This window comes from Undibacterium sp. RTI2.2, assembly GCF_035018705.1.
Lineage (GTDB): Bacteria > Pseudomonadota > Gammaproteobacteria > Burkholderiales > Burkholderiaceae_D > Undibacterium.
In genome coordinates this window covers 118612-130280 of record NZ_JASJXN010000011.1, presented here as the reverse complement: position 1 = coordinate 130280, position 11669 = coordinate 118612, and the positions used below count along the sequence as shown (strand labels likewise).

9 protein-coding genes are annotated in these 11669 nt (G+C 47.9%); 7 read left to right on the top strand and 2 right to left on the bottom strand.

Annotated features, from left to right (window positions below):
• Window positions 1–529: 529 nt before the first annotated feature.
• The 4 genes from QN395_RS08405 (at window position 530) to QN395_RS08390 (ending at window position 4972) form a co-directional block, all read left to right on the top strand.
• Window positions 530–2041 carry a DUF4331 domain-containing protein gene (locus tag QN395_RS08405; RefSeq protein WP_322120910.1) on the top strand — a complete coding sequence of 504 codons (1512 nt, stop codon included), beginning with the start codon at window positions 530–532 and terminating at the stop codon, window positions 2039–2041.
• 74 nt (window positions 2042–2115) lie between these two features.
• On the top strand, window positions 2116–2370 hold the full coding sequence (locus QN395_RS08400; protein WP_322120909.1) for a hypothetical protein: 255 nt from the start codon (window positions 2116–2118) through the stop codon (window positions 2368–2370).
• Window positions 2371–2603: 233 nt separating this feature from the next.
• Entirely contained in the window at window positions 2604–3797 is a 1194-nt protein-coding gene (locus QN395_RS08395) for a hypothetical protein (RefSeq protein WP_322120908.1), read from the top strand.
• Window positions 3794–4972 (top strand): HupE/UreJ family protein, encoded by a 1179-nt coding sequence (locus QN395_RS08390; RefSeq protein ID WP_322120907.1) that lies wholly within the window; start codon window positions 3794–3796, stop codon window positions 4970–4972. The genes QN395_RS08395 and QN395_RS08390 overlap by 4 nt, the downstream gene beginning before the upstream one ends.
• 265 nt (window positions 4973–5237) lie before the next feature.
• Here QN395_RS08390 and QN395_RS08385 read toward each other — a convergent pair whose 3' ends face one another.
• The gene (locus QN395_RS08385) at window positions 5238–6815 is read right to left on the bottom strand and encodes a methyl-accepting chemotaxis protein (RefSeq protein ID WP_322120906.1); all 1578 of its coding nucleotides are present in this window, start codon (window positions 6813–6815) and stop codon (window positions 5238–5240) included.
• A 688-nt stretch (window positions 6816–7503) separates the two neighbouring features.
• Between QN395_RS08385 and QN395_RS08380 the strand changes: the two genes are divergently transcribed.
• From QN395_RS08380 to QN395_RS08370, 3 genes are all read left to right on the top strand, one after another.
• Window positions 7504–7770, top strand: a complete 267-nt coding sequence (locus tag QN395_RS08380) for a hypothetical protein (protein WP_322120905.1) — start codon at window positions 7504–7506, stop codon at window positions 7768–7770.
• An 84-nt stretch (window positions 7771–7854) separates the two neighbouring features.
• Complete coding sequence (locus QN395_RS08375) at window positions 7855–8745, top strand: DUF692 domain-containing protein (protein ID WP_322120904.1); 891 nt, start codon at window positions 7855–7857, stop codon at window positions 8743–8745.
• Entirely contained in the window at window positions 8742–9599 is an 858-nt protein-coding gene (locus tag QN395_RS08370; protein WP_322120903.1) for a DNA-binding domain-containing protein, read from the top strand. Before QN395_RS08375 ends, QN395_RS08370 begins: the two co-directional genes overlap by 4 nt.
• An 8-nt stretch (window positions 9600–9607) precedes the next feature.
• Here the strand turns inward: QN395_RS08370 and QN395_RS08365 are convergent, their stop codons facing one another.
• Window positions 9608–11572 (bottom strand): bifunctional anthranilate synthase component I family protein/class IV aminotransferase, encoded by a 1965-nt coding sequence (locus QN395_RS08365; protein ID WP_322120902.1) that lies wholly within the window; start codon window positions 11570–11572, stop codon window positions 9608–9610.
• Window positions 11573–11669 lie beyond the last annotated feature (97 nt).

Genomic DNA, 11669 nt, shown 5'->3' with positions numbered 1-11669 from the left:
TCAAACAAGAAAACCAATCGCAACAGTGGCCACACCCATGCTCGACTTTACTGGTTTGGGTATTTTGCAAGAAGCTCATATGGCATAACTAATTTTCATGATTGGAAAGTTAACACAGTTTAACAATTGCCCAACCACAAAATGAACCGCGTCTAAACCGATACACCGCACATCAATGAACAGGTGTGGCAGTTACCGAACGAGCTCCTATGTTGCATTCCGCACAGATCCGATTGTTCGACTCGTGCATTCTCAATCCGCTTAATTCATTTTTTTCAAAAAGTAAGGGGAGTAGCTAGCCTGATCGCGCTACTTGGGTGTTATTAAAAATCACTTTAATAAGAGATGCTGGCGAACTTACTAAACCTTTTTTTCTCCAAGGTCGCCAGGGTTAAGTTCGATTTACATAACTCCGATATCTTATTTTTTAGAATTTTGAATCTAAAGCAGTGTTGTTGGCGTATCACCATTGCCCGCTACATTTTTTAGTGCAGCGGTAGCCGCTTTCCCTCAACTTAAGGAGTTGGTCATGAGACAAATATCATCAAAACTAAGCAATAAAGCGTTAAACAAAGTTCTGCTATCCGTTATCGCAGCAGGAAGCTTAAGTAGCATTGCTACTTTGCCAGCGCAAGCATCTAGTCATAGAGAAGCGCCTTTTATTACGCGCCACCCCAAAGTCGATGGCACCGATTTTTATATGTTCCGTAGCTATGAAGCCAATCGCGGTGCATTCACCACGCTGATTGCAAACTACGCACCTTTACAAGATGCCTATGGTGGTCCAAATTATTTCTCTATGGATCCAGATGCGTTGTATGAAATCCATATCGATAACGTCGGTGATGGTAAAGAACATTTGACCTTTCAATTCCGCTTTACGAATACGAATAAAGATGCCCAGTTTACGGTAGGCGGCAAAAAAGTGTCTATCCCATTGGTGATCAATGGTGGCGCGATTGACGGTGTCAATCCAGCTGGCCTGAATGTGCGTGAAACCTACACCATTACAATGGTGACGGGTGATCGTCGCACGGGTACACGCCAGGCTGTAGTTAACTCAAACGGTGGCGCCGCCAGCTTTGACAAGCCCATCGATAACATCGGTAATAAATCGATTCCTAATTACGCTAGTTATGCAGCACAACACGTTTTCAACATCAATATTCCAGGCTGCGCTACACCAGGCAGAGTGTTCGTCGGTCAACGTAAAGATCCGTTTGTGGTCAACCTCGGCGAAACATTTGACTTGATCAATATCCAGTACCCTGCCACTGCATTTAATGCGAATGCAGAAAAAGCAGGTCACGACGATCTGGCAAATAAGAACGTTACCTCGATCGAAATGGAAGTACCGACTGCCTGTTTGACTAGCGGCACTGAGCCCGTCATCGGCGGCTGGACCACTGCTAGTTTGCGCCAAGGTCGCGTAATTAATCCAACACCAAATAGCAGCACCCCATCTAAAGAGGGCGGAGCCTGGACCCAGGTATCCCGCTTGGGAATGCCCTTGGTCAATGAAGTAGTAATCGGTCTGAAAGATAAAGATCAGTTCAACCACAGCAAACCAAGTGGTGATGGTCAATTCTTGACCTATGTGACTAACCCTACCTTGCCTGCGTTGGTTGAAGTCTTGTATGGTAGCGCTGGCGTAAAAGCACCTACTAATTTCCCACGTAATGACTTGGTTGCAGCATTTTTAACAGGTATTAAAGGTGTCAATCAGCCAGCTAACGTAGTTGCGTCTGAGATGCTGCGTTTAAATACGACAACACCGGTAAGCGCGACCCAAAATCGCTTGGGTGTGATCGGTGGCGATAGCGCTGGCTTCCCTAACGGTCGTCGCCCGGGTGACGACGTTGTTGATATTGCTCTACGTGTAGTGATGGGTCGTCTGTGCATACTAAACATCGGTTGTGTGCCAACTGACGCACCAGCAGGCAGTATCGACTTCACAGATGGCGCTTATCTGGACAGCTCTTTCTTTGACAATTCCTTCCCGTACTTGAAGACGCCAATTGCTGGTTCACTCAAGCATTAAAATCGTTCGTCTTAGTTTGACCTATGTATATCTAGTTATAGTCAGATTACAACATTAATTTCAAGGAAAAAATCATGAAAGCAAAACATGGTTTGTGGATCGCTGCCATTGCGTTGACGGCCACACTCACAGCTTGTGGCGGCTCAAGCTCCAGTAACAACAATGGAGGTGATACAGGCACATCACCTCCACCAGTAACATTGATTGATACTTTTACCCAGTTTGTACTGAATTTAGTTGGTACCAGCGCAGACACTTCAGAACCGCAAGCAATTGATTCTGTCACTGTCACGGCACCGGAAAACTCTGAACCAGTAACAACTAGCTAAACTCGTTCTGCGTAAAAAAATTGGGCTTAACTCGAATAAAGTTAAGCCCAAACTTATAGTGCTCCGTACATATTTTATTGGATTTTTTTTTAAAAAATTCAGCCTCGTCTTATAGTCTTCTCATGTCTAAATTCATCTCATCTTAATTATCTGGGTCTGGTCGTGCGTTACAGTAAGTGGTTAGTTTTATCGTTCTGTGCTTTTTGATTTTTATTCTTCTCTACTTCATTGCCATGCGCCTGCCTCGCCTTATTTTTTCAGTGCTCAGTATCTTCAGTTTGATCGCCCTCAGCGCACAAGCAACGCCGTATATTCCCACTGATGGCAACAAAGTATTGGAGCAACTACCAATGCGTAGTGATCCGGCGCAGCGCGAATTTGCACGCCTGCGTAAATTATTAACCGATAAACCCGATGACGCCTCGATCGCTGGCGACCTAGCGCAGGCTTATATCAATGCTGCGCGCGCTGATGGTGATCCACGTTATTTAGGCTACGCGCAAGCGACCTTAAAACCTTGGTGGACATTAGCGCAACCACCGGTATCAGTATTAGTGTTACGTGCGACGATACTGCAAAGTACTCACCAATTCCCGGCTGCGCTGACTGATCTCAATAACGTGCTCAAGCAAGATAGAGACAACGCACAAGCCTGGCTGACACGCGCTACGGTCTTGCAAGTCCAAGGACAATTTGCACAAGCCAAAGCCAGTTGCATGCGGCTGTATCCTCTAGCGCCAGAACTGATTACGCTCACTTGCCTGAGCAACGTCAGCAGCCTGAATGGTGAAGCGGCAACCAGTTACGCCACACTAAGTGCAGCGTATAAAAAAAATTCCGATGCAGATGTTGGTATCAAAATTTGGGTCGCGACCTTGCTGGCAGAAATGTCAGCTAGGCTAGGCGACGCCAAAGCAGCTGATGCCTGGTTTCAGAAAGCCATGGCGCTGGATAAACCCGACAGCTATTTATTAGGGTCTTATGCAGATTTCTTGCTAGACCAAAAACGAGCCGCAGAAATCTTGCCGCTGCTGAAAAGTAAAACAAAAGTCGATGCACTTTTGCTGCGCTACGCACTCGCATTGCAAACCCAACAATCGCCAGAGGCTGGAGATCAAATCAGACTACTGGATCAGCGTTTTGATGCTGCGATTTTACGGGGAGACACAGTGCATCAGCGGGAACAATCCCGATATGAGTTGCAGTTAAAAAATCACCCTGAGACTGCCTTAAAACTAGCGCAACTGAATTGGGCCATCCAAAAAGAAGCCGCCGATTTACGGATTTATCTGGAAGCCGCTGCCGCATTACCCGACACCAAAGCAGCCGCGATTGCAGCACAACCGGCACTAGAGTGGCTGAAGCAAAATAAATTAGAAGACGTCGCACTAAAGCCCTTGCTGGCTAAATTGGGAGCAAGGCTATGAAGACTATTTTTGAATCAACGTCGAAACGTTTTTCAGGGCTAGGCTTTTTAATCAGTGCAGCGACCGTACTCCTCAGCCTGCTCTGCACTTCCGCCTACGCCCACAAACCCAGCGATAGCTATCTGATACTGCAAGCCGACCAAACTGGCATCCACGGCCAATGGGATATTGCTTTACGCGATCTGGATTTTGCGATTGGTTTAGATACCGACGGCAACGGTGAACTGACATGGGATGAAGTACGTAGCAAACATGCTGACATCGCTGCCTATGCCTTATCAAGGCTAACAATTAGCGAAGCTGGTGACAAAGAAAATAAACTCTGCCCGCTCACAGCCAGACAGCAATTGATTGACCAGCATAGCGATGGCGCGTATACCGTGCTGATGTTTGACAGTCCCTGCACTGCTGAAAAAATCGCCGTTCAATATCAATTGTTTTTTGATATTGATCCACAGCATAAGGGCTTGCTACGGTTGGTCAACAAAGACGGCGCAACAGCGACGGCAATCTTTAGTCCTGATAATGCCAGCCAGACATTCACCTTGGCAGAAGTCAGCAAGCTGCAACAATTTACCGACTATGTGAAACACGGCGTCTGGCATATCTGGATCGGCTTCGACCATATTCTGTTCCTGTTGTCCTTATTGTTGCCAGCTGTTCTTGTCTTAAATGGGCGCAAGTGGGAGACTGCTACTAACTTCAGAGCGGCTTTAATCGATGTTTTAAAAATTGTGACAGCGTTTACTCTCGCGCACTCGATTACGCTGACCTTGGCAGCATTAAATATTCTCTCGCTGCCATCACGCCTAGTAGAGTCGGCGATTGCCTTGTCGGTAATTTTGGCAGCACTGAATAATTTATTCCCGCTATTCCAAGGGCGACGCTGGATGGTTGCTTTTAGTTTTGGACTCATCCACGGCTTTGGATTTGCCAGCGTCCTGGCCGACCTTGGCTTACCAAAAGCAGCGCTGATCCTGGCCTTGGTTGGCTTTAATTTTGGCGTGGAGATTGGTCAGTTAAGTATCGTCGCCGTGTTCTTACCGCTGGCATTTATATTGCGCAAGCACTGGCTGTACCGGCGCGGGATTGTTCAATTCGGTTCTGCAATCATCATACTGATCGCTACGATCTGGTTTGTCGAACGGGCTTTTAACTTACGTTTTATTTCTTAGACAGATTAGGAACAGATACCTCCAAAACTGAATAAAATCAGTACCCTCTTCCATTATTTCTTAAAAATATACCAGATACTCTAATTAAAATAAGAGCGCTCAACATACATCTACTAGGGGTTCTAAGCCCAAAGCAAAGAAAAATTCGCCCGATAAGGGGCGCGAAAATATTGACAGTATCCCGAACAGTTTTGCTTATTTTCGAACGCCACGAATCTGCGAGTGCAAAAACGACCGTTTTCGGGCTTGATTGAATGAAGTTTGTCTAACTATGTTCGCGCAGTTTGAAAACACTGACCAAATCAATTAACGCTTTAGCCTGCTCGTCAAGTAGCCGAGCGCCGGCAGCGGATTGCTCTACTAACGCGGCATTTTGTTGGGTTGCCCCGTCCATATCGCTGACGGCTTGATTGACGTGATCAATTCCCTCGCTTTGCTCCTGCCCAGCATGTGTAATTTCGCTCATGATCTTGGTCACCCGCTGAACGCTGTCAACAATTTCTTTCATCGTAGCGCCAGCCTGGTCGACCAACTTAGTCCCATGATCGACTTTGTTAACCGAATCGTCGATCAGATGTTTGATCTCCTTGGCGGCGCTGGCTGAGCGCTGGGCAAGGTTACGTACTTCTGACGCCACGACAGCAAATCCGCGACCCTGCTCGCCCGCTCGGGCTGCTTCGACCGCCGCATTCAGAGCAAGAATATTCGTTTGAAAGGCAATCCCGTCGATGACCGAAATGATGTCGACAATTTTTCGTGCCGAAGCATTAATTGACCCCATTGTCTCCACCACTTGCGACACCACCACTCCACCTTTGCTGGCGACTTGGGCGGCCGACAAGGCTAGCTGATCCGCTTGCATTGCGTTGTCGCTATTTTGCTTAACCGTTGCAGTGAGCTCTTCCATAGAAGATGCGGTTTTCTCGAGCGAGCTAGCCTGTTGTGCGGTACGAAGCGAGAGGTCGGCGTTTCCAGTGGCGATCCGGTCAGCGGCTTGGTCAATGGTGAAGGTCGCGGCGCGTACGTCGGTAACGATCCCTAAAAGATTAGTGTTCATGGAGCCTAGCGCATTAATCAGGAGCCCAAACTCGTTACGTGAACGGCTGCTGATTTGTGCAGTCAAATCTCCTTGCGCGACCCGCTCGGCGATCCCAATTGCCTGACGCAGCGGTGATGTAATGCCGCGAATCAGCAAGAATATCGTTGCGGCACCGATCAGCACCGAAACGATCAACACGCCAAACATCAGATAGCTGGTACTGCTGATATCGGCGGCTACAGTCACACGGTCGCTAGCGACGCGCTTGGCTAAAAGGTCGGTGAGTGTGCGCAGATCGACGTCTGAAGTCCGGAGGACTGGATTAATGGATTTGATCAAGATTAGCTCTGCCTCGTCCCACTTCTCCTGCTGCATTGCAGCGTTAGCAGCCGCAATGTTTACAGTACCGAGTTTTCCGCTTTTCTCGAACCAAGTATCAGCCAAGGCCTTCTCGTTAAGATCTGTGATGTCGTGTAGGTAACTGCTCCACAGGGCATTTATTTCCGCAGTCGTGTCGTCGATAATTTTGTAATGCACGGTTAGCGGATGATCGTGCAATTTGGCCCATTCAGTCGCCGGATTGTGCTGTAATGCCTGCAGGATCTGACTACGATTTATCTCCATCTTGAAACGGATTTTTTCGATCATCGCAACGACTTTTACGTTCCGCAGTGATGTGTCTTGCAAAAGCGTCGACGTGTGCTTCGTGGAATATATCCCGGCCGCGCCGACAACTAGCAGCATCGCGATCAGTATGCCTAAAGCTGCAGTGATCAGGGTTTTGATCTTAATGTTATCAAGCATGATTAGTTATCCTAAAGACATATTTCAATTGGGAAATTCTATTATCCGCTTTATTGGAAGTAGCTCCAGAAAACAGTTAAACCGTTCGAAAGACAAGCAGTATTATTGTTAGAAGTTCTGTCACAGTAATAAAGTGAAGTTAAGTTGAAGCATCAAGAGAGTCCAGCCGCTGAGTCCAGTAGCTTTGGCTTTTCATTCAAAACAAAGAATTAGATAACTTCATTCAATCAAGCCCGCAACCGGTCGTTTTTGTATTCATGGATTGATGGCGTCCGCAAGTAAGTAAAACTGTTTCGGACACTACCCACATTTTCGTGCGACCATTTCGCGTGAAATTTTCTGGGCATTGCGCTTACCCACTCGGTAGGAGTATATATGAAGTGCCTTACTACAAGACCACCAATTACAAGACCTCCAATAGGATATCGTTCACTATCCTGCAGGACGAAAATGGCGATCGATATTCACATCTCGTTCAGCCGTCTAACCATCCCTCATTTCGCTCCAAGAAAAAAATTTAAAAATATTTGAATTCACGTGTAAGTAATTCGGTGATACCCACGACAGATGCATAAGTTCAGGCAGAGAACAAAACGCAAAACTCTGAGATGGACTTTGTAGTCGAACCAAAGCTGACACTTTTATTCATTTCTATTTTTAATTCAATTTTTTTATATCGGAGAACAACATGAAACAAGCTATCCAAACTGGTGCCCTGATCGCTGCTGCCGCTGCTGCTATGGCTTTCTCTGGCGCGACATTCGCTGCCTCTACTACAGCAAGTGCTGGTGACATGGTGCATTGTTCAGGCATCAATAGCTGCAAAGGCACTAGCGATTGCAAAACTGCAGAGAACGCTTGCAAAGGCCAAAATTCCTGCAAAGGTCACGGCTTTATTGCAACAAGCTCTGCTGATTGCAAAGCCAAAGGCGGTAAAGTCATCGATCAAAAGTAATATCCCGAGTGCGCTGTAGTTTGTTGTTGGTCACATTGGCCAATCATGCGACGGCGCACTTTATATCTTTAAAAGATGTATGCCATGACGACAATAATTGCATCGCCAGGTTTTGGACTGGGCTTACGCACCGATCACTACAATGAGATTTTGGCGACACCGAATAGCTACTCACAAGCGATAGACTGGTTTGAAATTCTGTCCGAAAACTATATGGTGCCAGGCGGAAAACCGCTCGCCATGTTGGATGCAATACGACGTGATTACCCGATGGTGATGCACGGCGTGTCGATGTCGATAGGCTCCGCGCAAGGCGCTGATGAAGCGTATTTGCGCGACCTGAAAAAACTCATCCAGCGGGTACAACCGCTATGGGTGTCGGATCATCTATGCTGGACTGGTGTGCATGGTAAAAATATGCACGACTTGCTGCCCTTGCCGTATACCGAAGAAACTGTCGCGCTGGTGGTGCAAAATATCCGTCGCGTACAAGACATATTAGAACGCCCCTTAATTATCGAAAATGTCTCTAGCTACCTCACGTTTGCTAGCGATGCGATGAGCGAGTGGGAATTTTTAAATGCGATTGTCACTGAAGCAGATTGCCTGATGCTATTGGACGTGAATAATATTTACGTCAGCAGCGTCAATCATGGCTTTGATGCATTGGACTATCTGAACGGGATTCCACAAGGACGGGTGCAGCAAATCCATCTTGCCGGTCATCATAATCACGGTAACTACATTGTGGATACCCACGATCATCCTGTCGCTGATCCGGTATGGGATTTATATGCGCACGCATTGCGTCGATTTGGACAGGTCGCCAGCATGATAGAGCGCGATGACAATATCCCTCCATTAACGGAGCTGGTGGAAGAGCTAGCTATTGCACGACGCATCGCCCAACGTGTGAAGACAGAACAAGCAGTAACAAGAGAGCTGCAAATGCGATCCGCGGGGTTGTTGGTATGAGTACGCAAGCATCAACAACATTTGGGATGGGATTGGAATTAGAAACGGCAGGCAAGCTTCCTTTGCTGGAATTGCAGCAAGAATTCCAGGATTTTATTTTGGGACCGCAAGCTGATACTGCTTTCAGTCAACATATTGGCCATCCATCTGGCCGGTCTGATTTTGCTACCGATGCGCGGCTGGCGATTTATTACGATGCTTATCGCCTTCGCTTACGTGAGGCTTTGTCAGACGCGTTCGATAAAACCCATCGCTATATTGGGGATGACTTATTTCATCAAGCTTGTCATGCGTATTGCCAGACACACCCGTCGCTATCGCGTAATTTACGTTGGTACGGCGCAAAATTTCCTACGTTTTTAAAAAATTATTTATCGGATTACCCTATCGCAGCAGAGCTGGCCGAGTTTGAGTGGCTGTTGAGTCTAGCGTTTGATGCGGAAGATCAGCCCGTATTAAGGCTGTCCGACATGGCTACAGTAGCACCGGAAGATTGGGCGCAAATTGGCTTTGTGTGCCAGGCATCGCAACATTTTTTACACGCCCGTTGGAATAGCGTTGCGCTGTGGATGGCGCTAGGGGAACAAGCTCAGCAAAAGGTTCAGCAGCAAAGCCCACCTGATCCAGTGTATTCAGAAGAAGGTACTGTCTGGCTGATCTGGCGTAAAGATTTGCAAGCGCATTTTCGATCCATTAGCGCAGCAGAATATACGGCTTTAACCGGGCTAAACGAAGGTCAAAGTTTTGCAGAGGTTTGTGAAACCGCCGCCGAAAAAAATCCAGACAGTACGATGCAAATTGCAGGATGGTTGCAGACTTGGTTGAATGAGGATTTGTTATCGGCAGTGCGCTAAATAACTCATCACCAGATCACTTCTGCAAGCATTGCGCCGCGCAAAGAATTACAAACCATCACCTGATCTGCATGGCGTAAGTCATCCAGACGTAATTGCTTTTCGCTGGCTTGCCATTGCGGATCTTCTAACATTACTGCACGCATCACACCGGGTAATACGCCGTCGCTCAATGGCGGCGTAAACCACTTGCCATCGATCTGTACAAATAAATTACTGCGCCCCCCTTCAGTCAGGTAGCCATGCTGGTTGCAAAACAAAGCATCAAATGCGCCTTGCTGTTCGGCAGCTTGCCAGGCTTGATCGTATTGCTGACGCTGCGTAGTTTTATGGCGTAAGAATACGTCGCCACTTTGCGTATGCTGTGTTGCCAATACTAATTTGACTGGCTTAGAAGCGTCGGCGAATGCAAGCAAAGGCGCGCTTTGGAGGTTGATCGTGCCATCACTCTGTAAAGTAAGACGCAGGCGGAATGCGGCTTCTGGAGGCAAATCGGCCTGGAAGCCAGGGATTACCTGGACAATCTTTTCTTCATCATAAGCAAACCCCAGATACTGAGCAGAGTTGCGCAGACGCTGTAAGTGGCGTGGGAGATGTCGACAACCGTGTTCACGGCTAGCATGCATGGTTTCAAACAAGGCAAATTCAGGACGAAGTTCGGTTAAGAATTTTGCTTTGAGCTGGCATTCGGCAAACTCTTCCGCGGCCACGCTGTCATGCACAATCCCGGCACCGACACCCATCACGCCCTGTCGCACATCAGCTTCTTTTTCCAGCTCCGGCGCTTGCAAAATCAAGGTACGGATCGGTACGGACAAACAAAAATCGCCGACTTCTCGGACTGCGCTGACGTTGGCGCTATTGCTGGTTTCTGGCGGATCAAACCAGCCGATTGCGCCAGTATATAAACCACGCGGCTCTGTCTCTACTTCACGCACGATTTGCATGGTGCGATGTTTGGGTGCGCCGGTGATAGAGCCACAAGGAAACAACGCAGACAAGATCGCTGCCAGACTCAACTCAGGCTGTAGGGTTGCGGTAATACTCGATGTCATTTGTAATACGCTGGAGAAGCGATTGACCTCAAACAAGGCAGGGACTTTGACTGATCCCGGCACCGCAATCCGCCCCAGATCATTGCGGAGCAAATCCACGATCATCAGATTTTCTGCCCGATTTTTTGGATCAGCCGCCAGTTCTTGCGCCAGCCTAGCGTCAGTCACTGCATCGCCGGTAGCTGCGGCTGTACCCTTCATTGGTCGAGCAAATAATTCACCTGCCTGATGACGCACGAATAATTCCGGTGACAGCGACAAAATTGCCTCGCCATCCGGCAGACAAATCAGTGCGCCATACGGCACCGGCTGGCGCTGGCGCAAACGCCGGTAGAGCGTCAACGGCGACCCCAACACATCAAAATGCAGGCGATAAGTGTAATTAACCTGATAGGTGTCGCCCGCAGCGATATAGGCGCGTATTTGCGAGATCGCTCGTGTAAATGCGGCCTCGTCTACGCTGGCACGTATGCCTGCAATGCTGGCCGTAAGCTTGTCTGAATCGGCAGGCAGATTGACACTAGTCTGATTTTTTCTCTCCGCATCTGCGAGCCAAATCGCCACTTGTTCACGATTCAGCAAATCGCAGCGGGTAAATAACAGGACGCGCGATACGGTGTTCTGGTTCGTGCGCTGATCAGGGTTTTCTGCCTCGCTCCACTCATCGATCGCCTGCAAGCGTGCGCCGGTTTCATAACTGAGCAAAGCCACTGCATGCATGCCCGACTGCAAAGCTTGTTGGGTGCGTTGCCATAAATCTTGCCAGGCGGCTTGAATCGTATTAGTGACATTCTCAGCATCACAATGCAAGACTTGGACTAAACCGGTATACAAACGCGAACTGGCGAGGCCGTTTTCGGCGTGCGCATCATCTAACAAGGCAAAACAAGCGGGATGGGTGTTGTGTAAAAAAGACACTTTGAGAACCAAAAGTAGAGAATGCGCTGGAGTTTACTCGCAGATCCCAAGCATTGCACAGATCAGCACCAAAAAATATTAAACTATTTACAACTAA